26 protein-coding genes are annotated in these 25,777 nt (G+C 58.4%); 23 read left to right on the forward strand and 3 right to left on the reverse strand.

The window, feature by feature from the left end; genetic code table 11:
• The first annotated feature begins 32 nt into the window (after positions 1-32).
• The 15 genes from VNM72_02595 to VNM72_02665 all read left to right on the forward strand — a co-directional run bounded on the left by VNM72_02595 (position 33) and on the right by VNM72_02665 (position 14,461).
• On the forward strand, positions 33-338 hold the full coding sequence (locus tag VNM72_02595) for a hypothetical protein (protein ID HXF04285.1): 306 nt from the start codon (positions 33-35) through the stop codon (positions 336-338).
• A gap of 76 nt (positions 339-414) precedes the next feature.
• Positions 415-594, forward strand: a complete 180-nt coding sequence (locus VNM72_02600; protein ID HXF04286.1) for a hypothetical protein — start codon at positions 415-417, stop codon at positions 592-594.
• A gap of 1,155 nt (positions 595-1,749) precedes the next feature.
• The gene (locus VNM72_02605) at positions 1,750-2,025 is read left to right on the forward strand and encodes a hypothetical protein (protein ID HXF04287.1); all 276 of its coding nucleotides are present in this window, start codon (positions 1,750-1,752) and stop codon (positions 2,023-2,025) included.
• A 263-nt stretch (positions 2,026-2,288) separates the two neighbouring features.
• Positions 2,289-2,504 (forward strand): GntR family transcriptional regulator, encoded by a 216-nt coding sequence (locus VNM72_02610; protein ID HXF04288.1) that lies wholly within the window; start codon positions 2,289-2,291, stop codon positions 2,502-2,504.
• 1,992 nt (positions 2,505-4,496) lie between these two features.
• Positions 4,497-5,741 carry a sodium/glutamate symporter gene (gene gltS, locus VNM72_02615; protein HXF04289.1) on the forward strand — a complete coding sequence of 415 codons (1,245 nt, stop codon included), beginning with the start codon at positions 4,497-4,499 and terminating at the stop codon, positions 5,739-5,741.
• A 198-nt stretch (positions 5,742-5,939) separates the two neighbouring features.
• Positions 5,940-7,004, forward strand: a complete 1,065-nt coding sequence (locus VNM72_02620) for a hypothetical protein (GenBank protein ID HXF04290.1) — start codon at positions 5,940-5,942, stop codon at positions 7,002-7,004.
• An 84-nt stretch (positions 7,005-7,088) separates the two neighbouring features.
• A complete protein-coding gene (locus VNM72_02625) occupies positions 7,089-7,229 on the forward strand; it encodes a hypothetical protein (protein ID HXF04291.1) in 141 nt (46 codons plus the stop codon).
• A gap of 61 nt (positions 7,230-7,290) precedes the next feature.
• Positions 7,291-7,437 (forward strand): hypothetical protein, encoded by a 147-nt coding sequence (locus VNM72_02630; protein HXF04292.1) that lies wholly within the window; start codon positions 7,291-7,293, stop codon positions 7,435-7,437.
• Positions 7,438-7,496: 59 nt separating this feature from the next.
• Entirely contained in the window at positions 7,497-7,736 is a 240-nt protein-coding gene (locus VNM72_02635; GenBank protein ID HXF04293.1) for a hypothetical protein, read from the forward strand.
• A 107-nt stretch (positions 7,737-7,843) separates the two neighbouring features.
• Positions 7,844-8,236, forward strand: a complete 393-nt coding sequence (locus VNM72_02640; GenBank protein HXF04294.1) for a hypothetical protein — start codon at positions 7,844-7,846, stop codon at positions 8,234-8,236.
• A 250-nt stretch (positions 8,237-8,486) separates the two neighbouring features.
• Positions 8,487-8,999: a Rid family detoxifying hydrolase gene (locus VNM72_02645; protein ID HXF04295.1), complete on the forward strand. Its 513-nt coding sequence runs from the start codon at positions 8,487-8,489 to the stop codon at positions 8,997-8,999.
• A 344-nt stretch (positions 9,000-9,343) separates the two neighbouring features.
• Positions 9,344-10,735: a serine hydrolase domain-containing protein gene (locus VNM72_02650; protein ID HXF04296.1), complete on the forward strand. Its 1,392-nt coding sequence runs from the start codon at positions 9,344-9,346 to the stop codon at positions 10,733-10,735.
• Between the two features lie 173 nt (positions 10,736-10,908).
• On the forward strand, positions 10,909-12,420 hold the full coding sequence (locus VNM72_02655; protein ID HXF04297.1) for a sulfatase: 1,512 nt from the start codon (positions 10,909-10,911) through the stop codon (positions 12,418-12,420).
• 352 nt (positions 12,421-12,772) lie between these two features.
• Positions 12,773-14,164: an APC family permease gene (locus VNM72_02660; protein ID HXF04298.1), complete on the forward strand. Its 1,392-nt coding sequence runs from the start codon at positions 12,773-12,775 to the stop codon at positions 14,162-14,164.
• Positions 14,165-14,245: 81 nt separating this feature from the next.
• On the forward strand, positions 14,246-14,461 hold the full coding sequence (locus tag VNM72_02665) for a hypothetical protein (GenBank protein ID HXF04299.1): 216 nt from the start codon (positions 14,246-14,248) through the stop codon (positions 14,459-14,461).
• A gap of 145 nt (positions 14,462-14,606) precedes the next feature.
• Here VNM72_02665 and VNM72_02670 read toward each other — a convergent pair whose 3' ends face one another.
• Together VNM72_02670 and VNM72_02675 are read right to left on the reverse strand one after the other, a co-directional pair.
• Positions 14,607-15,089: a PIN domain-containing protein gene (locus VNM72_02670; GenBank protein ID HXF04300.1), complete on the reverse strand. Its 483-nt coding sequence runs from the start codon at positions 15,087-15,089 to the stop codon at positions 14,607-14,609.
• Between the two features lie 530 nt (positions 15,090-15,619).
• Entirely contained in the window at positions 15,620-16,087 is a 468-nt protein-coding gene (locus VNM72_02675; GenBank protein ID HXF04301.1) for a hypothetical protein, read from the reverse strand.
• 201 nt (positions 16,088-16,288) lie between these two features.
• Between VNM72_02675 and VNM72_02680 the strand changes: the two genes are divergently transcribed.
• The 4 genes from VNM72_02680 (at position 16,289) to VNM72_02695 (ending at position 19,919) form a co-directional block, all read left to right on the forward strand.
• Complete coding sequence (locus VNM72_02680; protein ID HXF04302.1) at positions 16,289-17,713, forward strand: aldehyde dehydrogenase family protein; 1,425 nt, start codon at positions 16,289-16,291, stop codon at positions 17,711-17,713.
• 177 nt (positions 17,714-17,890) lie between these two features.
• Complete coding sequence (locus VNM72_02685; protein HXF04303.1) at positions 17,891-18,205, forward strand: alpha/beta fold hydrolase; 315 nt, start codon at positions 17,891-17,893, stop codon at positions 18,203-18,205.
• Positions 18,168-18,692 (forward strand): alpha/beta hydrolase, encoded by a 525-nt coding sequence (locus VNM72_02690; protein HXF04304.1) that lies wholly within the window; start codon positions 18,168-18,170, stop codon positions 18,690-18,692. The genes VNM72_02685 and VNM72_02690 overlap by 38 nt, the downstream gene beginning before the upstream one ends.
• 168 nt (positions 18,693-18,860) lie before the next feature.
• A complete protein-coding gene (locus tag VNM72_02695) occupies positions 18,861-19,919 on the forward strand; it encodes a zinc-binding dehydrogenase (GenBank protein ID HXF04305.1) in 1,059 nt (352 codons plus the stop codon).
• A gap of 76 nt (positions 19,920-19,995) precedes the next feature.
• Here the strand turns inward: VNM72_02695 and VNM72_02700 are convergent, their stop codons facing one another.
• The gene (locus VNM72_02700; GenBank protein HXF04306.1) at positions 19,996-20,877 is read right to left on the reverse strand and encodes a bile acid:sodium symporter; all 882 of its coding nucleotides are present in this window, start codon (positions 20,875-20,877) and stop codon (positions 19,996-19,998) included.
• 359 nt (positions 20,878-21,236) lie between these two features.
• Here VNM72_02700 and mtnA point away from each other — a divergent pair, with 359 nt between their 5' ends.
• From mtnA to VNM72_02720, 4 genes are read left to right on the forward strand one after another with little or no spacing between them, the layout of a single operon-like run.
• Positions 21,237-22,325, forward strand: coding sequence for an S-methyl-5-thioribose-1-phosphate isomerase (gene mtnA, locus VNM72_02705; GenBank protein HXF04307.1), 1,089 nt, complete (start codon positions 21,237-21,239; stop codon positions 22,323-22,325).
• Positions 22,319-23,380: a tRNA (adenosine(37)-N6)-threonylcarbamoyltransferase complex transferase subunit TsaD gene (tsaD, locus tag VNM72_02710; GenBank protein HXF04308.1), complete on the forward strand. Its 1,062-nt coding sequence runs from the start codon at positions 22,319-22,321 to the stop codon at positions 23,378-23,380. The genes mtnA and tsaD overlap by 7 nt, the downstream gene beginning before the upstream one ends.
• A gap of 6 nt (positions 23,381-23,386) precedes the next feature.
• Positions 23,387-24,694 (forward strand): HD domain-containing protein, encoded by a 1,308-nt coding sequence (locus tag VNM72_02715; protein HXF04309.1) that lies wholly within the window; start codon positions 23,387-23,389, stop codon positions 24,692-24,694.
• Positions 24,691-25,689: a metallophosphatase gene (locus VNM72_02720; GenBank protein HXF04310.1), complete on the forward strand. Its 999-nt coding sequence runs from the start codon at positions 24,691-24,693 to the stop codon at positions 25,687-25,689. The genes VNM72_02715 and VNM72_02720 overlap by 4 nt, the downstream gene beginning before the upstream one ends.
• The last annotated feature ends 88 nt before the right edge of the window (positions 25,690-25,777 follow it).

Here is a 25,777-nt window from a genome sequence, read left to right on the forward strand (position 1 = left end):
TGGTTGACACTTTTGTGCGTCGCGGAAACTTCATGCCAGAGGTGGTGTCAATCCGAGATTCCATTGTGCAGCAAGCTCTACCGCTGGCTGCTTCACCGACAATAGACAGATTGACCGGGGAGCCCGAGCAGCTGCTCCAGCGCCTCGGTCAGGGGCAGTGGTTTCCCATTGCCCGCGAATTCAAGCCGAGTTTGACCGGCGCGCTTGCCTCGCTGAAACCGATTGTTGTTCCAGAAGCATTGCCACACGGGCAACAACCAGCCAAGGATCCCCTTGTGGATTTGCAAGAAGAGCGGAACCCAACTGTGCAGCATTCGGCCAGACTGCAAGAGCGATGAAACACGCCAATGGTTCCCAGAACGCCCGTGACCGCCCGAGCGCTGGAAAGTCTTTCTTGTTGTCTGGAGTCAATCCATGGCGGTGCTAGTGCACCCAAGCGATCAAGGAAGCGGTCTGAATATTCGGGTTAGCGCGCCAAACGCTCATGCTCTGCTCCATCTGGGTCAGGGGTACTACCGGTTCTTCCAAGCGCTCGCTCAGTTTCTGGGCGAAGACCACAATCTCCTCGTTGCCGAATTTCAGGAGCAAGGCTAGTGCATCCTCTACCAGTGCCCATTAGTTGAGCGACCGTGGTCAAGCGGACCTCTACATCGGAGGGCTCCCTGCTGGCCGGATTGTCGGTCGCCCTACCGTTAACCGGATCTTGAAACCGGATGCATCGGGCTTGCATCTCGGGCATGGTCACTCCCCAGGTATCGCTCGTTCCTGCCTGCCCCAAATGCAGCACCAAATAAAGAGGAGTCATTCATCAGGACCAGGCAAGGTCGCCGTCGTTCCGTCCGCTTCGCCTAGCACCCGCAGCGGCGGCAAGAGGCCGTCGTTATGCTGCGCTGCAAGCCGCGCCGATCCCCGTGGAGAGATTGGCTGATATAGCGTGCGGAGCGCGTAACAGCAAAGAGCAGGGCCAATAATCCGAGTTGGACGTCCCGGATGGTTCCTTTCTGCATAGTCCGTACGGGGGCGAGGCCCCAATAGCCCCGATCCACCGCGACTGATGGGGCTTGCGGTTGTGAATCTGGTCGTCATGGTAAGAAAAGCGGCTTTTGGCTGCCTTTGAGCACCCAATCGCGTACTTCGTAAGGGACCTGGAGACATACCCAGAGTTCCGGAATCTCCGCTAGCATCTCCGCCGCGAGCGCTAAGCAAATTGAGAAATCAATCTCAGGATAGTTATTTTGACCAGTACCTTCAGGCCCGAGGACATCGGTGTCCTGAGTGATGCCAGTGCTCTCCCCGTATAGGATACCCTTGGAAAGTGCGAGTTGTTAAAGTGTCAACCGACAAGTGAACCATCCCGGCTTCACATCATGAAAGACCATGTGCCCCCACAACCTAATTACCCTGCCCTACACATTCTCGGAAGGCATTGTGCCGTCGCGCAACCTGGTCCGGATTGATTTACGAACTTCATGGCGACCGGTTCGCACACCCGCGAAGCGATCTACAAGCGAGCAAACCTTTGCGGAAACCAAAATTTTTATCGAACCGCCCGGCGCAAGGGTCCACTAGATTATGCCGCAAAAGGTTCACCTGAGTTCACATTGGCGACTACCACCGCAACTATTGGGTTGTGATAATTACCAAAATTGAAGCAAAAAACAAGCGCTTCTTCGCTTCGTAAACACGGTCCGTTTGTAGTACTCCGTTCTCGCACCGACTTGAACTACAAACCCCGGCAAATGGCGCAGGATGATCGAGCCAGAACAGATCGGCACTCCCGGAGGACACCCCAAGATCCGTTTGATGGTTCGGGGGCAGAGCCAATTGATCTATCTACAAAAGATGCCGTTTTGCCCGGGCGACCATCAGAGCCATCATCAGAAAAACAGCCACCCAGAGCTACTGCACTCTCGATCTGCTGATATCGCCCATCACCAAAACCATCACCAGAAAAACAGCCTCCCGCTGGAATCTCCGGCCACTCCCGCCAGGGACATTTTTGATCTTGGTCCTGGTCTCGGTTAACCGATCCTTCCGTCGGCCGCCTTCTTCGTCACTGGGTCAGAGGCCCTCCTTTCTTTCTATCTATCAAACCGACCCCCTCTTGCCCTCTAGGAATTTCTGCCATCAGGTATCCCTTGCTTGACTCCGTGTTGGTCATTGCAGGAATTCAGAGTCCATCATAAGTTTCAAATCGAGATTCGATCGTAGAGCCGGCTACGCTAGGTCTTAATGTCTTTAAGGTGATTGCCAGCAGGAGCAGGCCTAAAAAAAATGCAAGCGGGCGGGTGGGTGACATGATCCGGGATGCGGTGTCTGCGGGAACCCTCAAGCCCCGGGACCGGCTGGCCGAAGGCAAACTGGCCAAGGAGCTTGGCGTTGGCCTCTCCCCAGGTAGTGATGCCCTCTGTCAGTTTGAGCAACCGGGACTCGTGACACGTTGCTCGAATCGAGGGACTGTGGTGACCCAACTCAGGCCCACCGAAGTCAACCAAATCTTCTGACATCGCGCTGAACTTTAACCCCTTTGCGTCAAGTTCGCCATTGAGGGTGCAAAACCGGTTGGATCGGAGAACCTCCAGGAATGCGCCAATCACATTCTGGGAGATAGTCTATCACGAGACTCCGCGAAACTTCTTTGAAGGGGACCTGGAATTTCACAACCAGGTCTGTCGCATGACCGCCAATCCATTCTTGGAAAGTGGATGAGCAGGTAATCATGACCCACGGGTCTTGGCATGAGTCCAGTGATTCGGGAATATTTCACGCATCGAATCGGCCACCGACTGCAGCCTTAGCTTCACACGAATTTCTTCGTGCGGGGTCAGGAGGGCTCTGGAACAATCTGAATGGCGCCTTACTTGGGATGTGGGACAACACCGCGAGGGTTCACCTCCGTGACAGTCAAGGCAATCCCATCGGAGTACCCCCTCGGAGACGCCCTCTGTCTGGAAACAGTGGCAACTGTTCGGCTCTGATGTATGGTGCGTCAAGCCTTCGCTTACGCTCATCTACCGCTTGAAGCTGCTCCTCGAAACGTCGCAGCCGAAGGCCGACGATCAGCAATTCTTTCGGGTTGACTGCCGCAGTGGCGAATTGATCGGCCCTCGCAACTGCTGCAGCAGAAGGCCACGGTTGCTACTGAAGGGAAAGCATTCAACCGAGAATTCGGCTACGTGCCTCGCCAGACATAAGACCGAAAGTTGTATCCAGGAATTGTCGAAGCCGGTCCGCGTGCCGCGCTGGCTTGGAATCCTTTGTACAAGGCCGGTGTGCGAGATAGGCTCTTTGGGGGTTAGCAGACGGTCTTTCGCGGCGGCTATTCGCTGCTATTCAATCAGATCACCACGGTCCAGACGAGCATTGCTGGGGAGCTGGTCAATCAACTTCGTGGGACAGGCTTTAGCGTGCGGGCGCGGGTTTATGATGCGGTCGGGAGGCCGCGACCGGGCTGTGCTGCCGGCGTGCCTTTCCCGTGCGGGCGCGTCGGTGCGGCCTTTATCTCCGCTCGGGGACCATTGAGCATTCGCTTTGTACCACTAACGCGCAAAATCTGCACGCCGCTGAGATTTGGCGTTGTTACCGGTCTTGCTCTTGACTCCGAATACGTGGTGGGCTTCATTTACGCCGCCAACTTCACGCCGCGACGCTAGCTTCCAGGCCACATTCCTATAGGGGCTGGACGGATCGGGCGTTGGGGCAGCCGGCTTTCTGTTACGGTCAACGTTCAATGCACCGGCGTGGGACTTGAAAGATCCAGGCTGTCGTTCCAATCAAACGTTCGCGCAGGTGCTTAATGCTGTTGTTACGGAACTGCGTCGGGATGTTGCACCGTCACCGGTGACACCTCGGTCTTCGTTTGAAAGCAGTCTCGGCACAGGCGCAATTCGTCCCCTCGACGTCCGAGAGCCACACGGCCTTATGTCCGGGTCTTTGCCGAAGTGGGAGACAGTGTTTGTGCACGGAGTGATAGCAAGGTAGTTCCGCGACACCTCGACGAGCTTGCCATCCCCGGTTTCTCGTTCCTGGACCATTGGTGTTTCAACTCTAGAGACTGTTTTCGTCTCATCCAGCACGGTCATCGCCAAGCGCTCGCCTCCTCTTTCAAAAGACCAAATGATAGCGAGGCTCCAAAATGAAATGCGGGTTCCGCCCGATAGAAGACAACTTACCTTGATCCCTGCGAACTCGGCTGCCCTTGAACCGTCCGCTCTTTTTGTTCGTTCGCCCACGCGGTCATTTGGTATGCCAGCATCCTAGCCGTGATAATCAGCGGGAGCAAAAGTAGCGACACGACTATCCTCCGATGTGTCCGACCGAGAGAGATTTTATTTACCCGCCCCTGTGAACCGTGAATTGCAGTTCATGACAGACAACACCTCTGACCACTGGACACTGACAGTGGCATGGGAAATAATGGGGCAGCCGTGGCTCATGTGGTGAGGGAGATTTGCAACGAACACTCTTAAGAGAACTTTCAGCGTGAGAGGGAGAGGATGGAGCTGCCGATCAACCTGAAGCTGGACATCATTCAATCGCTGGCGCTGGCCAGCCTGGTGCTGATGCTGGGCACCTGGGTGAAACGCCGAATGACGATGCTCGACCGACTCAACATTCCCGCAGCAGTTGTCGGAGGGCTTTTGTGTTCGTTGCTGCTTCTGACGCTCCGAGGACGGGTGCTCAATCTGGAGGCCGATACCACGCTTCGCGACTTATTCATGATCGCCTTTTTCACGACCATCGGCTTTGGCGCAAGCCTTCAACTGCTGAGAATTGGTGGCGTACAGGTGCTCCTCTACTTTGGCCTGGCGACGGTCGTCGCCGTGGCGCAAAACGCCATCGGGATCGGGATCGCTCAAGCGTTCGGTCTGCATCCGCTGTTGGGCATTATCGCCGGATCGGTGAGCTTGGCTGGTGGGCCCGCGACGAGCCTGGCCTTCGGCCCAACGTTCGAGCAGTTGGGAGTTGCCGGGGCGACGACGCTTGGACTCGCGTCAGCCACCTTCGGCATCACGCTTGGCGGCTTGATCGGCGGCCCGGTCGGCACTCACTTGATTCACCGGCATCGGCTGCTGGCTGCGCCGTCATCGCGAAAAGCCCCGGCGTTTGATCCGATTCTCGAAGTTCCGTCGGCGAACGAACTCAAAGACGAGGTCGCCGCGCTCAGCGAAGAAGGCGCGGAGCGGTCGGAGGTGCTTCATAGCATTCTGCTCATCGCCCTGGCAATGGGCATCGGCACTGTCATCAGCCAGTGGTTCAACGCACACCGCATCGTGCTGCCAGCCTACATCGGCGCGATGCTCGTGGCGGCGCTCTTGCGCAACCTGGATGATCGGTTCAAATTCGTCCGCCTCCTGCCATCCCAAATCGAAGCCATCGGCAACATCTCGCTCTCGATCTTCATTGCCATGGCGCTGATGAATTTGAGATTGTGGGAGCTGGTGAGATTAGCCCTGCCGCTCGTTGTGATCCTGGTAGCGCAAGTGATCCTTGTCCTTTTGGTCTCCTACACCATCTCGTTTTATTTGATGGGCCGGGATTACGACTCAGCGGTGATGGCTGGCGGTTTCGTCGGCTTCATGTTGGGAACGACGGCCAACGCGATGGCATGCATGGATGCGCTCGTCCAGAAGTTCGGTCCGGCCCCGCGAGCGTACCTGGTCGTCCCCATTGTCGGTGCATTTCTGATTGATTTCACTAACGCCCTGATCATCACCACGATGTCGAACCTCTTCCAGTGACGCGGGCCGGCTACGCACCGACAGCCCTTCTGAATCCGAATCAGGGCCAAAGAAATCGAGCATTCCACAATGTCGCCCTTTTCCAAAATTCGGACGGCGTTTCTGAGAATCTGGAAATCCGGAAAAGGAGGCCGCCAATCTGCTATAGAGTGCACGTCAGAGGCGTGCGTTTCTGGGGATTTTCCGAGGAGGCCAGTCATGAACATCAAGCGCATCAGAACCACTTTTTGTATCACAGGCTGGCTGCTCACGGTGATTCAATCACCGACGATTGGGAATCAACAGCCGGCATCGGTGGCTCCGAAAGCGCCTGAACCGAGCGCGGTGAAGCAGGCTAACCAGCCCGCCCCGATCAACACGATTTGGTTCGCTCCGGCGACGCTGTTGACGAGCGGAACGGAAAAGGAGCTGACCACAAAACTGAAACAGTGGACAACGGCGGGTCCTTTCGATGGCTTTCCCATACGAATCCTGCCGCCGACGTTTGCCGATCCCCAGGACTTCATCCCACGCGCTAATGCCCTGGACGAAGTCCTGGGCGGCACGCTCATCATCGGGACGTTCGCCGTCGGCAAGGACGGATGGGAGACGAGTTTCAACGAGCGGTTCGCGCGCCAGTTCGGATTCAACTATGATGCCAGCAAAGCCGTGACCCAGAGCGAGTGGCTGAAGACGATGAGCGCGCTCACGGCCAACACCTGGGCATGGGTCTTGGAGCAGCCGGCCCAGATGCCGCCGCCGTTGGAAGCCACGGCCCGCTCAGCAGCCGAGTTCGCCGAGATCGCCAAAGCCCAAAACAGAAAGGTCATCATCTGGATTTCGGCGATGGGGCTGCAACCGGAGCCGCTGCTTGCGATCCTGCGCCGTGTCATTGAAGCGACTCGCGCGCAGGCCGACTATTTCGTCTGGATGGATTTGCCCGGTGTGGTGCTCCAACAAACGCTCGGGCGCCGTCCTAATTCGCCGGAGGAAGGGCGGATGACACCGCAGATGCTGGCCACGATGGAGAAATTGCTGGATCAGATTGTGACACTGACGCCGCCGGAGAAGACGCTCATTCAGTGGACGCACAGCCCTTTTCTTCCCACCCAAGACGTGGAGGGAACGGTTGCGTACATCACAGCCTGCCAGCGCAAGGGGATCAACCGCTTCGTTCTCTTCTTTTCGCTGGAAGGGCTGGAGCAAGAGCCCTGGCGGTCGTTCTACCAAACGCTTCCAAAGGTGAAACGAGCGGATCGTCGTCCTGCCCCCTCTGACTCATAGAGGGTTCGCCAAGGCATGGTTTAGCCGGTCAGAGGCTCTTTTTCCGGAGGGAATACGGCTCGCTCCTTGACCCGGAGAGACGTGTTGAGAAAATTGGGGCTGGTTCCGCTGGCGGCTCCTTCGCTGGCTGGCGAGCGCGTGCCAGCCGTCCCGGAAGCCCAACGAGCGCTTCCCTCCGCCGGGGCCACCTATCGCCGGCTGGTGAGGATCCCACGATCATCATAGCGATGGGCTTTCACACTCACCTGAGCGGATCGCTCATTTCCGGCCGCAAGTCACCTAAGCGATGGAGGAGGGATCACGCCACTTCGTGCGCATGGACCTTCTGCAACGGAAGGTCGGCGAGCGCCCGGCTGAATTGACCGGAGCGAAAGTAGCACTTGTGACCGCCGGAGCGGCAGTAGCCATTACGCTGGGCACGCTGCCTGCATAACTGGCAAAGAGCCGGAGAAGATCAAACGCTTGCCCGATACCACCCGCATGAGGAACGATGTGATCATCCAAAAGGCCCACCCAAACCCTCATGATCACGCTGAACGGGTGACGGGCGCTCCGCTCATCGAAGTCGTGACGGTAGAGCAATATCGCGCAGCCTTCACGGACAAGACAGCCATGCACCTGGTTGCTGACCGTCACTTTTATTATCCCGGATGCGGACGTTCCAAACTCCCGGATGCCCTGGCTATCGCGAAAGAGCACGGGGGTCCCTTACCTTGTGGATACAGCGGCTGAAGTACCACCTGTGACCAATCGCACCTACTTCACGCGCCTGGGAGTGGACCTGGTCTGTCTCAGCGGCGGCAAAGGTTTGATGGGACCGCAACGCACCGGGATGCTGCTTGGGCGACGTGATCTTTGTCGAAGCAGCTTATTTGAACGGATCGCCGCACTCGGATTCCATCGGGCACGCGGCCAAAGTCGGCAAGAAATCGCGGGACTCTTCGTGGCGCTGGGACTCTACTTTGAAGCGCAACCACACCCCCCAATGGAAGGAGTGCGAACAGCAGGTCGTGTTCAGTCTGAAGACGGTGCCCTATATGCCGCGCGTCAAGAAAGCAGAGATGCTTGTTTCACCTATTGCCAGCGTGATGCCACACGCCCGAATCCTTTGGGACGAAGGCATCATTCTCCTCAAACGCGCTGACGTTGCCAAAAGTCTCGGAGAGGGTGAGCCGTCAATTGAGGTGCGACTGTCACGGGACAACACGCCGATGCTCGAAGCGGCCGTGTGAATGCTCCAGCCCGGCGAATATCGGGTCGTGGCCCATGGCATCCGTGACGTCCACGGCCAAGGAGCGCAATAGCCTTGAAGAACGATCTATTTTTAAGCATGCTTTGTCAGCCGATTCGTCCTGGAGGGGCAATAGAGGGTAGTCCAGGGCCGATCGTTGTCGCCTTGGAGCCCATGCCCCGACGTAAGTGAGCCCCGGAAGGGGCGGTAAAAGAATGGGCTGAGATCTTATCGAAGAGAGGAGGGCTCAGATGAGCGAGAAGCGAAGGAATCGAAACGTCACGCGTCGCAAATTCCTGGGTCAGGCCGTGGGTGGGACGGCCGCTACAGCCGTGGCTCTTCCTCTGACCGGTTCCGTCCAGAGACCGAGGCAGAGAGTCGGCAAGAAAGTCATCTACAAAGCAGGTGAGAAGCCTGAACCCAATCGGGTCTATAGCTCCGGAATTCAGTTCGGTCAACTGCTCTTTGTCTCCGGCCAGGGGGCTCACGACCCGGAGACGCGCAGACTCGTCGAGGGACCGTTCTCCAACCAGGTGCGTCGCTGTCTTGAGAATGTCAAAATGGTGTTGGAGGCGGCAGGTTCTTCGCTTGACCGCGTGCTGAAGTGCACGGTCTTTTTGACCGACATCGCCAAGTTTCAGGAGATGAACGAGGTCTATCGCACGTTTTTCCCGACCGATCCTCCAGCGCGTACGACTGTAGCCGTCACGGCACTGCCGGGAAATTCGCCCATCGAAATCGAGTGCATCGCTTATGTGGAGTGAAAGGCTGACAGAGTCGAAACGTAGCCCAAACTCTCCAGTCTGCGACCGTGCGCAGGCTTGAGGATCCGCGCTAGATTTTTCGGAGGATCTTTACGTGGCGCCGGGTCATGCCTCAAAAATGATCAACTCCCGGAGCGCCCGCTTCCACGGTGCCGGGCTTCCCCTCCTCACGAGCCCCGTCAGAGGTGTGCGCTCGCGGCAAGCTTCACAAGAATCGCCTATGTGCTTATGCCGCGCCACGAGGGATGAACACGGGTTCGCCAACGGATAAAAAGTGCCAACTGATAGGTGATCCGTTGGAACCTTTCATCCGTTGGGAGATCATTCTCAAGGAGAGAGGTAAAATGACGAATCGGAGATTCCTGCTCATTGTCGCTTGCCTGCTTCTTTCGGTCGCGTCGGTCGCTGCACAGACCGACAGAGTGGACGCCTATGTCCGATACATGATGGAGCGATTTCACATTCCGGGTCTGGCGATGGCCGTGGTCAAGGATGGTCAGGTCATCGCGGCCAAAGGCTATGGTCGAGCGAGCCTCGAACTCGACGTGCCCGTGACGCCAGAGACCGTCTTTGAGATTGGTTCCATCACCAAGCAGTTCACGGCGGCAGCCATCATGCTGCTTGTCGAAGAAGGCAAAGTCCGATTGGACGACAAAATCAGCACCTATCTTCCGGGGCTTCCTGAAACTTGGTCCAGCGTGACGGTGCGACACCTGCTCACACACACATCGGGGATCAAAAGTTACACCTCGGTGATGGACTTCCTCACGCTCTGTCGAAACGATCACACGTCCGATGAGATCATCCGAATGGTGTCGGGATTTCCGCTGGAGTTTCAACCGGGCGAGAAGTGGGCCTACAGCAACACGGGCTATTACCTGCTCGGCCTTATCATCGAGAAGGCAAGTGGCAGATCCTACTGGGACTTTCTCGATGAGCGCATCTTCAAACCGCTGGGGATGACCGCGACGCGAAGCAGCGAGCCAAAAGCAATCATCCCTCATCGCGCGCGGGGTTATAGCTGGATGGGAGATCGTTATGTGAACATAGACCCGCTGACCACGACCGCAGCCGGAGCGGCCGGAGCCATCGTCTCGACGGTCCTGGACATGGCCAGGTGGGATGCGGCGCTGTACACCGAACGTGTGCTCAAGAGATCGAGCCTGGACCAGATGTGGACACCGGCCACGCTCACGAGCGGTCAGACGACCGATTATGGCTTCGGCTGGCGCGTGGGCGAAATTCGCGGTCACCGGTTCGTCCAGCATGGCGGCGGCACGCCCGGATTTCGCAGTCATTTTCTTCGCCTGCCGGATGACCGCCTCACCATCATCATCTTGACCAATCGCGGCGGTTCAACGCCCGCCGGCAGCATCGCGCAGGGCATCGCTCGCCTCTATCTGCCCGACTTGAGAGAAGAACCGATTGAAGACAAGGATCCGACGACGACGGCGATGTCCAAAAACGTACTGCTTGCTCTCAGAAACGGAACTCTCGATCCCGACCTGTTCACGGCGGAAGCGCGGGCCGCGCTCTTCCCCGACCAAGTTAAAGAAATGCGCGAGCTGCTCGAACCGGCAGGCAGGCTGCGATCCTTCCACTTGCTTGAGCGAAAGGACGAAGGTCGGCTGCGCCACTATCGCTATCGCGCCAGCTTCGAGAAGGAGTCGTGGATCCTGACACTCACGCAGAACGTCGAGGGGAAAATCGAGGCGTTGAATCTCTGGATCGAGTAGGAACAAGCATCGGCCTGAACCTGAGTGAGGAATCGCCCATGTGCTATCGCACGCCACGAAGGGTGGAAAAGGGTTCGCCAACGGATGAAAAGGGCCAACTGATGAGTGATCCGTTGGAACCTTTCATCCGCCGGGAGATTATTTTCGAGGGAGGATCAACCATGAGGAAACCTATGAGTCGCCGTGAGGTGATAAAGGGAGCAGCCTGCAGCCTGGTTGTTGCACCGTTTGTGAGATTGACTGGAACCGTAGCACCGAGACAACAGCAGCCGCCGACTCGGGCCCCCAACATCGTCTTCTTTATGCCGGATGATCAGGCGCAGGAGGCCATGAGTGCTTACGGCAATAAAATTCTCAAGACTCCCAACATGGATCGCATCGGCCAAGAAGGCATTCGTTTCACCGAAGCGTTTGTCACCAATTCACTCTGCTCGCCAAGCCGCGCCTCGATCCTCACCGGTCTCTACTCGCACACGCACGGCATTCTCAGCAATGGCTCCGGACCAGTCTTCCGCAACCAGCCGGGACTGCGCGATGATCAGCTCACGTTCGTTCATCTGCTTCGACAAGCAGGCTACCAGACGGCGCTCGTCGGGAAATGGCACATTCGTTCCTGGCCGACCGGCTTCGAGCATTGGGTGATCCTGCCGGGACAGGGCGATTATGAGGACCCTGATATGATCGCCAACGGCGTATGGGTGAAGATGCGTGGTCACGTAGATGACGTTGTGGGCGATCAGGCACTGACCTTCCTGCGACAGCGCGATAAGAATCGTCCGTTCTGTTTGCTCGTACACTTCAAATCGCCTCATTGGGATTGGCGACCGGCTAAACGATTTGAGAAGGCTTTTGAGGACGTGGAGATTCCGATTCCGCGAACCTTCGCCGACCGACTGGAGGGACGACCGGCCGCCGTCCACAATGCCAAACTCGATCTGGCCGATCTGCCCGTCTTCCGCGATCAGGCGCCCGAATCGCTACCGCGCGAGGAGCGGCGACGGCGCAACTATCAACTGCTTCTGAAAAATTTCTACCGCGTGCTGCTCAGTGTGGATGAAAATGTGGGCCGCGTACTCGATTTCCTGGATAAGAACGGGCTGACGGAAAACACGATTGTCATGCACACTTCGGATAATGGCTTCTTCCTCGGCCAGCATGGGTTCTTCGATAAGCGACTTATGTATGAGCCTTCGATCCGCGTGCCGATGGTCGTGCGCTTCCCGGCGCGGGTGAAAGCGGGGCAGGTGGATACCAAGCACATGGTTCTGAATGTTGATGTAGCCCCGACCCTGTTGGAGTTGGCGGGTGTGCCTGTGCCGTCCTGGATGCATGGTCGAAGCTGGGTACCGCTGCTTGAGGGTCAGGATGTGCCCTGGCGCGATGCCTTTCTCTACGAGTATTACGAATATCCGGCCGAGCACTGCGTGCGCAAGCATCGCGGCGTGCGAACCGACCGTTGGAAGCTGATTCACTTCTGGGAACAACCCGAGGAGTGGGAGCTATACGATCTGCAAAACGACCCCGATGAGTTGAACAACCTCGCCGGTCGCCCTGAGCATGCCGCTCGAATGCGGGAGTTGCAGGCGAAACTGGCGGCGTTGCGGCGCGAAGTCGGCGATGTGGATCCACCGGGTCCGCCGCCCGTAGCCGCTCCCTGCACCATCAAAATCGGGCAGGAGTTTTGAGGGAGTGGCGAGGAAATCCCCTTCGGCGGTGGACAACTTATACCAATTCGCTAAACAGATCGCACGAATTTTGGCTTCACTTGGCCGCAGATGGATGCGTGGGTGACAGGCAACTCGCAACTATCGGGAGTTCGATTTAAATGAGACAAGCGTTTAGCCCCGGAGGAGCAGCAGGGAGTGGGCCAGGAGGGCGAAGCACTGCCCTGAGTCCGCGTGCCCCCGTGAGAAAGTTGTGGAAGGGGCGACCAAAACGTCTGACCGAAATCAACTCACTTGACGGAAGGATCACTGTTACACCGAGAATATTCAGTTCACGCACGAGATCACGAAAGCGGTCATTGAGGGGACACCGATGAACCAAACTTCTGAACCGCATTTGACGCGAGGTTTTGGCCTATTACAGGCGACGGCGCTCAATATGTCGAACGTCGTGGGCATTGGACCGTTCATCACCATTCCACTCATGATGGCCACGATGGGCGGGCCACAAGCCATGCTCGGCTGGTTTCTTGGCGCCTTGCTGGCCATTTGCGACGGGCAGGTCTGGAGTGAGTTGGGCGCGGCTTGGCCAGGTTCCGGCGGCAGCTATCGTTACCTCCGCGAAGCATACGGCCCGGAGCGATGGGGGCGGCTCATGGCCTTCCTGTTCATCTGGCAATTTGTGCTTAGCGGTCCGCTAGAAATCGCTTCCGGCCTGATCGGCTTCTCTCATTATGCGAGCTATCTCTGGCCCGAAATGCCGCCGCTTGCGCGAAAGCTGTTAGCCGCCGGGATCGGCGCGGTGGCGCTTTTGCTGCTCTACCGGCGCATCACCTTTCTGGGCAAAGTAACGGTCACACTCTGGGTGGGCACGGTGCTGACGATGGGGAGCATCCTGGTTCTGGGGCTGCCGCACTTCGATCCCAAGCTCGCGTTCTCCTTCCCGCCGGGAGCATTCGATTTCACAACCGGATTCTTCCTGGGTCTCGGCAATGCGATGCTGATTGCGATGTACGACTTCCTGGGCTACTACGATGTGTGCTACATCGGTGATGAGGTTCGTGATCCGGCGCGAGTGATCCCGCGCTCGATCCTGTATTGCATCATTGCCTGCGCGGTGGCCTACTTCTCCATTAATCTGACCCTTATCGGGGTCGTGCCCTGGTGGGAGGCGGTGAACTCACAATTCATCGTCTCGGATTTCATGCAGCGGCTCTACGGACGCCCGGCGGCGATGGTCGTCACGCTGATGATTCTGTGGACGGCCTTCGGATCGGTATTCGCTCTGACACTCGGCTATTCGCGCATCCCCTATGCGGCGGCGCGTGATGGCTATTTCTTCCGCCCATTTGCCCGCGTTCATCCGACAAAGAACTTCCCTCACGTCTCGCTTCTGGTCGTGGGTGCGGTGGCCATCGGCGCGGCGTTCTTTCGACTGGAAGAAGTCATCAGCGCGTTGATCACGACGCGATTGCTCGTGCAGTTCATCGCTCAAATCTTCGCCGTCGCGCTGCTCAGGCGACGATTGCCGGAGGCGGCGCGACCGTACAAGATGTGGCTCTATCCGGTTCCGGCAGTGATCGCGTTCTTCGGCTGGAGTTATGTCTTTCTCACGTCGGGCTGGCGCTACATAGCGCTGGGATTGCTCACGCTCGGTCTCGGTGTAGGCGTCTTCTTTGTGCGGGCGCGGCTCCAGCGGACCTGGCCATTTGCTCGACCTGAACCGGTGTCGGTCACGCCGACCGCTGAGGCCGAGGAGGCGTGATGCGACCGTCACGAATTTGTTGGTTCATGGCGGCGTCGCTGCTTCTGGTCGCCAGCCTGACCTAGCCAGATCGGCTCAAGTATGATGGTGGCAGCCGCCCGCACCCGGGGTGAGTGTGGGTTGACCACTGTGCAGATCGAAACGGTGCTCAGCGCATTTGTCCTCGGCTATGCGCTCCTTCAAATCCCTGGAGGATCGTTGGTGGATGGAGTGAGGGCCAGCCAGCTTGGAACATTGTCGGGCCCTGGCGCAACGGATGCTGCACCGGTAGTGCTCGCGATGTCGCAGGCGATATGACCTACCCGCACCCCTACAAGACTCGATCCCTAAGCGTTTCTCATCTGCCGCGTTTCCTATCTCATCAACCGTCATTACGAGCGTGCGTCAGGACTCAGCTGGAGAAGTCACGCTTGAAGAATCTCCAGAGATCCGCCGGGCAGACTTACTGAGAAGTAGCTTGACTTGGGGTCAGCAAATCATCCAGTAGCAGGACCTCGATTTCGGTCACGCGCCTGAAGTTCGGATCATTGGTGAGAAAAGCCGTTCCACCGGCGGACTGTGTCGCAGCAACCTGAATGGCATCAGGCGTTTTCAGATTGTACTTCGCCCTGAGGTCCGAGGCGATCTCAGCAACTCTCAGATCCAGGTTAACCAGTTGCAGATTTGGGTAGGTCGTCAGCATCTCTTGATAGTCCCGCGCCGCCTGCACATGTCCTTCGCGTTTCGGTTTGACCAGGATTTCCAACAGCGTGATCACAGACGTCACACCTCGCGTCGTTCCCGTCTCCCAGGCCTCGAAGATCACCTGTGTCAACGGAGCATACGTCGGATGGTCTTCCAAGTGATATATGAACAGCATCGTGTCAGCACCAACCAATCGGTGCCGGGCGAGGAACTCTTCCAGGCGCGTGGTATCTACCCCCAAGACTCTCTCTCCTGGCGGACATACACCGTGGCGTCCACATCTTTCCACACTTCTTTATGCAAACCTCTGAGTCGCCGAGCATATCCGGGGGACTTAGGGCGCAATACGACCTTCATCCCTTCGATTTCGACGAATAGCTCGTCACCCGGACGAAGGTTCAACACCTCCCGGATCTCATCAGGAAGGAACAATTGGCCATCGTTCCCGATTGTGGTTGTTCTATTCATAGGGCACCCTTTACCAGGAGGACATTATAGTGTCCGCAGTGGCAAAATACCAAAACTCATCGCTGAATACTTGCAAAAGCCAGGACGGCCTCGGGCGCTTAGTCGGGCCGCGCACGTCTTATCTTTTGTCATCCTCGGGTTCCATCCGGATTCCGTTACCGGACAAGAGCCCTTAGCCATAACGCCAGTCTCCGCAAATACTGCGATCACTGACCAGGGAATGCATGACATGAAACGGACAGTGGACACTGGAACGAGCCAACTATCGTTGCTGGGGACTCAATCGGGCGCACGATCTTCATCCTAAGTCATCGCTGGATTCCGCCCTAAAAATCTCTCGCCCGCCTGCGCGGGCTCAGCAAGTCGAGGAGGCGTGATGCGACCGTCACGAATTTGTTGGTTCATGGCTGCGTGCTGCTTCTGGTCGCCAGCCTGACCTACCCGGATCGGCTCAAGTATGATGGTGGCAGCCGCCCGCACCCGGGGTGAGTGTGGGTTGACCACTGTGCAGATCGAAATGGTGTTCAGCGCATTTGTCCCGGGCTGAGATTTCGCAGGAGAAAGAATGTTGAGACGCGGGCCAATTTTTGCACCGCGCTTCAGCAGCTCGGCCGAACTGAGCAGACCAGTGACAGCGCGACTCGACCACTTCTTCAACACCCGCTCGGTACGATGTTCGATCCTCGCCGGCCGTTTGGCAACACTGGGCGAAACATTTTGCGTGGACCGGATGAGCGCAATCCGGATTTGATCCGCGAGACGACGCAACATGAATGTCGCACGGACCTCACGAACAGGGCGAGCTTCGGCAACCCCGACTCGAATGTGGTGGCGGCAGCATTCGGGCGAATTTCCAGCACGGGCACGCGGCCGCCGGTCATCCAATTTCTGCTGAAGCTGAACCGGTGAACCGAGCGAAGCTTGCCACCTGCCCCATGAACCGTTAAAACTGCGGAGCGGAGGAGGTGAACTATGACGAAAGAGTATCCCTTCATAATCGGCGGCGAGCATCGCACGTCGGCGGAGAAAGTGGAGATTCGCAATCCGTACAACCAAGAGGTGATTGCTGCGGTCAACTATGCATCGGCGCACGATGCGCAGGAAGCCATCGCGCGGGCGGCCTCGGCGTTTGAGATGACGCGGCAGTGGCCATCCTACAGGCGGGCCGACGTGCTCCGTCGCGTGGCTAATGAGCTTACGGAACGCAAAGAGGAACTCGCCGAGCTGATCACGCTGGAGGCGGGAAAGCCCATACGGGATGCGCGCACTGAGGTCGCGCGCGCCATTCAGACGTTCACGGTCGCCTCCGAGGAAGCCAGGCGATTGGGTGGAGAACTGCTGCCCCTGGATTGGCTTGCGGGTTCGGAAAATCGCTGGGCCGTCGTTCGCCGATTTCCCATCGGGCCGATTCTCGGCATCACGCCCTTCAATTTCCCCTTGAATCTGGTGGCGCACAAGGTGGCTCCGGCGCTGGCCTCAGGCAATCCCATCATCATCAAGCCGGCGCCGCAGACGCCGCTATCAGCCCTGCGGCTGGGTGAGATCGTGTACGAGGCGGGCTGGCCGGAAGGGGGCTTGAGTGTCCTTCCCTGCTCCAACGACGTCGCCGGGCTGATGCTCACCGATGAGCGCATCAAGAAGCTCTCGTTCACCGGCAGCGCCGCTGTCGGGTGGATGTTGAAAGCGCAGGTGCCGAAGAAGAAGGTGACGCTGGAACTCGGCGGAAATGCCGCCGTCATCGTGCACGAAGACGCCGATCTGGACTGGGCGGCCAAACGTTGCGTTCAAGGCGGCTTCGCTTACGCGGGTCAAACCTGCATCTCGGTCCAGCGGATCTACGCGCACGAGGCCGTGTATGAGCCATTTCTCGAACGCTTGTTGGAGGGCGTGAGGAACCTCGTCGTCGGCAATCCGAGAGATGAGAAGACTGATGTCGGCCCAATGATCAGCGTGGCCGCGGCCGAACGTGCCGAGAGCTGGATTCGGGAAGCGGTTCAGGCCGGGGCGAAAGTCCTCATCGGCGGCGAGCGCAGTGGAGCATTTTTGATGCCGACGGTTCTCACAGATGTCGCGCCGGAGATGAAAGTGAGTTGCGAGGAAGTCTTTGCGCCGGTGGTCATCGTGAATCGCTACGCCGATTTTGACGAGGCCATCCGCCAGGTCAATAGTTCGCGCTACGGATTGCAGGCGGGCATCTTCACCCGGAATGTGAACCGCATCTTTCATGCCTACCAGGCGATTGACGTGGGCGGGCTAATCATCAACGATGTGCCCACCTATCGTGCTGATCACATGCCCTACGGAGGCGTCAAAGACTCCGGGTTTGGCCGCGAGGGCGTCCGCTCGGCCATCGAGGAGATGACCGAACCGCGCGTGCTCGTCCTGAACCTGGGGTGACTTGGTAGCTACTCCACTTCTGCCCACGGAAGATGCGAACAGGCACGACAAAACATGGAGGAAGCTGGACTACCGGGCGTCACGCGGGCGGCCTTCCTTCGGCATCCGTTACCTTTTAGTTTTTGGTGTGTTTCGTGGGCTCCAGTAGTTACTTTAACCGAGCGGGGGAGTGGAAACATGCCTCGGATCACAGTTGGCAACATCGAAATCTACTACGAGACTCATGGTGCTGGCGAGCCGCTACTGCTCATCGCCGGATTGGGGTTTGGCGCCTGGAGCTGGTATCGGCAAATCCCCGCGTTCGCCAGAGAGTTCATGACCATCGCTTTTGACAATCGCGGCGCGGGCCAATCGGACAAACCCGACGTCGAGTACACGATCAAGATGATGGCGGATGATGCCGCCGCTCTGCTTCGGGCCTTGAAGATCGAACGCGCGCGTTCTCGGCCATTCGATGGGGGGCTACATCGCGCAAGAGCTGGCGCTGAGTGATCCCGATCTGGTGGCCAGTCTCGTGCTCGTCTCGACGAGTTTCGGCGGAAGGAACGCCGTACGCATGTCGGCGGAGACGGCGACACAGATGCGCTCGGAGCTAGAAGCCGATGACCCGGAGGTCGCTTTGCGCAGGGGTCTCTCGCTCCGGTTCAGCGACCGATTCATCGCCGAGCATCCCGATCTCATTAACGAGTTCGTTGCCGTGCGGAAAGCGAATCTGCCGCCGCGTGTGGCCTGGCTGCGACAATTTGCCGCCTGTCTCATGTTTGAGACCGAGTCGCGCCTGGCATCTCCCCGCGTGCCCACATTGATCCTGACTGGAGATGATGACCCGATTGTTCCGGCGGAGAACTCGCGCCATCTGGCCGCGAGAATCTCCGGTTCGCGGCTCTGCGTGCTGGAGGGTGCGCGGCATCTCGTTTTCATCGAGCGGGCCGAGGAATTCAATCACCTCGTGATCGAATTCTTAAAGGCGGCGAGTTGAAACCCGGAAGCGCCCGCTGCGAGCGGGCTGGTTCGCAGCCGGAAGAATTGGCCATGCCTGAAAACCATGAAGATCTCGCCCCTGATGAACACGGATAGACACCGATTAGTCGCCCCCATCCGTGTTGATCTGTGTCCATCCGTGGTGATTTTTGGAGGAGGATGAGTTATGGCAACAGCGAAAGCAGCCGTCATGACGGATTTCCATCACCCCTTCGAGATTCGCGAGTACCCGCCGCCGGATGAAGTGGAGCCGGGCGCGGCGCTCGTGCGCGTCGAGATGGCCGGCATCTGCGGCACCGATGTGCATCTTCGGAAAGGGCAGCTGCCGATCCCTCGCCCGATCATTCTGGGCCACGAAACGGTAGGGACGGTCGTGAAACTCGGCGAGGGACTGGAGACGGATTGGACGGGCGCACCACTTCGGGAAGGAGATCGGGTGGCCTGGTATGCCGGACGACTTTGCGGCGAGTGTTACTACTGCGTACAGAAACGACAGCCGACGCGCTGCCTGAAGCGCAAAGCCTACGGGATCACGTACAACTGCGATGTCAGCCCGCACTTCCTGGGAGGCTACGCTGAGTATCACCACCTCTTGCCCGGATCGGCCATTTTTAAGCTGACCGACTTATCCACGGAAATGGTCGTCGGCGCGGGCTGCGCGCTCAATACGGCCATTCACGGCATCGAGCGCATGGGCATCGGTTGGGGCGATACAGTTGTGATTCAAGGGAGCGGACCGGTGGGACTGGCGGTGGCCAAAAGCGCCGGCGCGCTCACCACTGTCATGATTGGCGGCCCGGCGCATCGGCTCGAACTGGCGAAAACCTTCGGCGCCGATCACACGATCAACATCGAGGAAGTCACAGACGCCAGCGAGCGCATCGCACGCGTCAAGCAGCTTACGGGCGGCTACGGCGCCGATGCAGTGATCGAATGCGTGGGGATGCCAGGGGTGGTCCCCGAAGGATTGGAGATGTGCCGCGACGGCGGGAAATACCTCGTGCTCGGCCACTACGGGGATGCGGGGGCGACGGCGATCAATCCCCACGTCATCACCAAAAAACAACTGACCCTGTACGGCTCGTGGGCGAGCGAGCCCCGCCACATGGCTCTGGCCATTGAGTTCCTGGGAAAGGACGGCGAGCGATTTCCTTTTGATCAACTGGTCTCGCACCGTTTTCCGCTTGATCGTGCCTTCGAGGCGCTGCAAAGCACCGCCGGGTAGGGGTCGAGAAAAAGCGTGATTGTGCCGTGACCATCGGCCGTGAGTTTGATTCGGCAGCAATTACTCACTCGCATGATTACTTCCCGTCAGACACGGGGCAGGATGACATGGGTCCTGTGAGGGATTCCCTGCGCCCCCGGGACAGCGCCGAGAAAACGATCAGGACGGGAATTTCCAAGATCGGTTCAATCAACTGACTGAGGGCCACGACCGGATGCGCTGGAAACAAGACCACCGCCAGCGGCAATGCCAGCGGCGAGTTACGCGCGGTCGTCGTACAGGCCAACGCGACAAATCTCTCCCGTGGATACCGTAGCCGCCGGGATACGAGCCAGGATAGAGAAAGGGAAATCAGGTAGAAGCTCAACATGGGCGGCGCCATTCTCAGAAAGAGGGCGGGGCGCTTGAGAGCGATCTCCCCGTGACTGGTAAACATGGCCATCACCACCAGTGCCAGCGCCACAAATCCGAGTCGCGCCAGCCATACGGAGGCAGCCGCCTGCGGGCGATACCGACGCATGAGCTGGCCAGCAACGAGGGGAATTGCCACATACACGGCGAAGGCCCGTACAACTGTGCTCAGCTCCACCGGCACCAGGGTTTGCGTGAAGACCAAAAGGTAGACCGGCAACAGGACGAGTTGCAGAACCAGATTCCAGGGCAGCAGCGCCAGATTTCGGTGGACGTCACCCCCGGCGAGATCCGTGAAAATCAAATACCAGTCGGTGCAGGGTGTGATCAGCGCCAGCACGAGTCCCACCCAGAGTGCTGGCTCATCCCGCAAAAACGCCCAGCCCAGGAAAAAGGCGATGAGAGGTGTGCTCACAAAGTTCAGTCCCACGGCCGGCAACAGGTAGCGCCAATCGCGAGCAGCTTCCCGCAATCCCACAAGCGAGATGCGGGCAAAGAGCGAAAACAACACGACCATCAACAAAGGCGTGATGATCTGCGTGGCCACATCTCTCGCTTCATGTAGGCCGGCGGAGAACATCACTCCGATGCCTGCCGCTCCCAACAACACGATTGGATCAGCAACGTCACGAAGAGCTGAAGTCGTCTTTCGTCCCGGCTCTAAGGTCAAGGAAGTCCTCGGTCTCTTTCAGCCTGTTGTGGCGGCAGCCGTCGGGCTTTGTGTTTAATTAGACTTGCGTGGATGGAAAAGCATCTGAACATGGCTTCCTCTTTTTAGGGCAAACATTATAGGCGCTGGCGTGGAGAGAGAGTCAAGCGGCAAAACTGACCTGATTTGCCACCGGCTCGTCGTTGCGATTCAGAGGTGGCTTGGATAAGATAGAGCATTGCCTGTGAGGTGCTCGAATGATCAAGACGGTTGAATGGACAGACGAAGGGGTTCGCTTGATTGACCAACGGAAGTTGCCGCAGGAGGAGGTCTACCCCGTCTTTCGCACGCACGCCGAGGTCGCTCAGGCCATCAAAGACATGGTCGTCCGGGGTGCTCCGGCCATTGGAGTGACGGCTGCTTACGGAGTGGCTCTGGGGATCAAAAACTCACGGGCGACGACCCTCGATGAACTGGCAGCGGAAGTTGAGGAGATTTGTCGGGTCTTACGGGCCGCGCGGCCCACAGCCGCCAATTTGTTCTGGGCTGTCGAACGGATGCGGCAGAGTTTCATGACGGCCTGTCGGCACACGCGCTCGCTGGAGCACGTCAAACAATGGGTCATCGCAGAGGCCGAGAAGATGCATCGGGAGGACATCGAAACCAACTGGCGCATGGGCCATCAGGGAGCAGATCTGTTGCCCGATCCTGCGACGGTATTGACCCACTGCAATACAGGGGCGCTTGCCACATCTGGCGGTGTGGGAACGGCTCTGGGTGTTATTCGCGTGGCCGTGCTTCAAGGCAAGCGCGTGCATGTCTACGTGGATGAGACGCGTCCTTTCCTCCAGGGCGCCCGACTGACGGCCTGGGAACTCGTGAAAGAGAAGATCCCGGCGACGCTCATCACCGACAGCATGGCCGGTTATTTCATGCGTCGGGGGGTGATTGACGCAGTGCTCGTCGGAGCCGACCGTATCGCTGCCAACGGGGATGTGGCCAATAAGATCGGAACCTATTCGCTCGCTGTTCTCGCCCGTGAGAATCAAATCCCGTTCTACGTCGTCGCTCCGACTTCGACGCTCGATCTCACGCTGGCGACGGGCGAGGACATTCCGATCGAAGAGCGATCCGCCGAAGAAGTCACACACATCAACGGCGTGCGGATCGCGCCCGAAGGGATCGCCGTGGCCAACCCGGCGTTTGATGTGACGCCGCACGAGTATGTGACCGCGATTGTTACGGAGCGAGGGATCGCCCGCGCCCCCTACAGCGAGAGCCTGCGTGCTCTGATGAGCAACCTGTTGGCGGACGAAGCGCCCGCGCCGGCACGTGAAGCATGTTAATTCTTGGCATTGAGACATCGTGCGACGAAACGGCGGCTGCCGTCGTTGAGGATGGTCGGCAGATCCGCTCCAGTCTCGTGGCCACCCAGTTCACCGTCCACCAACCCTACGGGGGGATCGTCCCGGAACTCGCCTCGCGGGAACACCTGAGAAATATCGTCCCGATCGTCGAAGGGGCCCTGATGCAAGCGGGAGTCACTGTATCGGACATTGATGCGGTGGCTGTGACGCAGGGGCCGGGATTGATCGGATCGTTGCTCGTGGGGATTTGTTATGCAAAGGCCCTCGCCTACGCTCAGCGGAAGCCGCTCATTGGCATCAATCATCACGAAGGGCACATTTTTTCCGTCGTGTTCGAACACCCATCGCTCAGGTATCCCTCGCTCGCGCTGATCGTCAGCGGAGGAGATACGAGCTTGTTCTGGATTCCTGAGCCGGAGGTTTATCAGGTGCTGGGTCACACTCGCGACGATGCTGCGGGCGAAGCGTTTGACAAAGTGGCCAAGCTGCTCGGTCTCGGCTATCCCGGCGGGCCGATCATTGATGAACTGGCCCGTCGCGGTGATCCCCACGCCATTCCCTTCACGGTTCCCCGGATGAGTGACGGAAGGATTGATTTCAGTTTCAGCGGCCTGAAAACCGCCGTCCTGCGCTATGTCCGCGAGCACCGAATCGAACCCGTCACGGATCGTGCCCATCCCTCCCAGCAGGTTCTCGATCTTCTGGCGAGTTTTCAGAACACGGTTGTGAGGACGCTCATGAGTCGGTTGAGGAAGGCGATGGAGACCTATCGGGCCGAAACGATCATCCTCGCGGGGGGCGTTGCCTGTAATAGCCAACTCCGGCAGGAGGCCCGCCGTTTCGCTGAGGAACGAGGCATCGCCGTCGTCTATCCCTCGCCGCATTTGACCACGGACAATGCCGCCATGATTGCGGCAGCGGCCTATCCCAAACTGCTGCGGGGGGAGCACGCGGACTTTGATCTCACTGCTGATCCGGGACTGCGGCTTGGTGTGAGTCAGCGGTCTGGCCCAAGGGATGGGCGCTCAGGATAGAGGCGCATGGGTGAACGCATCTACCGGGATCCGGTCCACAACATCATTTCGCTCAACGACTCGAACCCTCATGATCGCGTTCTCATCCAGTTGATAGACACGCCGGAGATGCAGCGCCTCCGGCGCATCAAGCAACTGGGCCTCGCGCTTTTCACCTATCAAGGGGCCGAGCATAGCCGGTTCACTCATAGTCTCGGCGTACTGCATCTGATGCGGCGCACGTTGGGCTTGCTGGCCCGTCGCCATGCGATTGACGATCACGTCATTTTCCTGGCGGAGTCGGCCGCTCTGCTTCACGATATTGGACATGGGCCGTTCTCCCACGTTGTCGAGGCGGTGCTCGGGTACCGGCATGAGGAATGGACGCGCACCATTATCACCGATGAAACAACCGACGTGAACCGCCTTCTCAGCAGTATTGATCGTGAGCTTCCGGCGCAAATCGTGGCCATCCTCGAGCATCGCTTCCGCCCCAATTTCATCTGTCAGCTCATTTCCAGCCAGATGGATGTGGATCGGTTCGATTATCTGCTGCGCGATAGCCTCATGACGGGCGCCAAATACGGCTTCTATGACCTGGAGTGGATCATTCACAGCCTCGACGTGGATCCCGACACGGATCGGATTTATGTTGTCGGCAAGGGCCTCTACGCCGTTGAAGAATATTTGCAGGCTCGCTACTACATGTACCGTCAGGTCTATTTCCATCGGAATCTCCGTGCCGCAGAGGTCCTGTTGAAGCGAATCTTCCTGCGGGCGAGCGAGCTGGCTTCCGCCGGGGAACTCCGGTTTCTTGTGGCTGACTCGCCGATGGCCGGAGTTCTTCGGCGTCAGCCCCTCACCCCCGCGCAGTACGTTGCCTTTGATGATCATGATGTCATGTTCCACATCAAGCAATGGGTCCATGAATCGGACCCGATTCTGAGCAGCCTGGCCCAGCGGTTTCTCCATCGGCGCGTTTTCAAATCGGTTGATCTCACATTCCCCGCCGAAGCAAAGCGGGAGTTCATCGAACGCGCCCGAAAAATCGTCGAACGCGCCGGACTCGATCCCCGGTATTACCTGGCCGAGGATCGGGTTTCGGATGTCCCCTATTTTGGGCCGTATTCGCCGGAGGCTTCGGGGGCGGAGAATCACATTTTCGTTGAAGTGGATCATGATCACAGGCAGTTGAAGGAGATCACGGAGGTATCCCCCGTCGTTCGTCGGATGCGACGGTTTCACATTGATCGCCTCTGCTACCCGGAGGAAGTGAGTGCCGAGATCCATGAGCTGCTTCGCTCAAAACCCTTTCGCAAGGAGAAGCAATCATGACGGGATGGTCTCGACGACATTTTCTCGAACAGACGCTTCGGGCGGGCGCGGGTCTGGCCCTGGGAGTCCGCCCGCCGGTCATGGCGCACACGGGCTCTCGGCAACAGACGACGGAGACGCGGATCACCATCTTGCACACTAATGACACGCACTCCCGGCTAGAGCCTTTTCCCCCCGATGATCGGCGGTATGGAGGCCTCGGTGGAGCGGCCCGGCGCGCGACGCTCGTGCGAAAGATTCGCCAGGAAAATCCCCACACGCTGCTTGTGGATGCGGGAGATGCTTTTCAGGGAACGCCCTTTTACAACTTTTATCGTGGCGAAGCGGACTATCGCGTTATGTCAGCCATCGGCTATGACGTGGTGACGCTGGGCAATCACGAATTCGACAGCGGTCTTGATGCGCTGGCGCGGGCCATCAACTTCGCCACGTTCGACATCGTCTCGGCCAATTACGATTTTCAGCAAACGATTCTGCGGGATCGCATCAAGCCCTATGTCGTGAGAGAACTCGCCGGCATCAGGGTCGGGATCTTCGGCCTGGGAATCGCACTGGATGGACTCGTCGTGGAGTCGAATCGCCGGGGAGTGATCTACCTCGATCCCGTCCAGACGGCGCGAGCCATGGTGCGGACATTGAAGTTGAAGGAGGAAGCAGTGCTCGTCATCTGCCTCTCGCACCTCGGTTACTATCCGCGGAAGGAGGGAGTTCCATCGGACCAGAGGAAACCGGAGTTGGGTGATGTCGAACTGGCCGAACAGGTCGAAGGGATTGATGCGATCATCGGCGGCCATACGCATACCTTCATGCGCGAGCCGGTCGTCGTTCGTCGGCCCGGTGGAGGAACGACGGTCATCTTCCAGGTGGGATTTGGGGGAATCAATCTCGGTCGCCTCGATTTCTTCATCCGGGAGCGATCCGTCGCGCGATGGTCGGCGGAAGTGATTCCGGTGTCACCTTCGGTGGAGGGAGTGACGGCGATGCGCGAGGGATGAGCCGATGTGTGTCTCGCGCCTGCGCTGATCTCCCTCGGATAGGCCGACACGCGGGGCGAAACACAGGCGCGTCGGCCAGGCGGGAATT

Source organism: Blastocatellia bacterium (genome assembly GCA_035573895.1).
In the GTDB taxonomy this organism is placed as follows: domain Bacteria; phylum Acidobacteriota; class Blastocatellia; order HR10; family HR10; genus DATLZR01.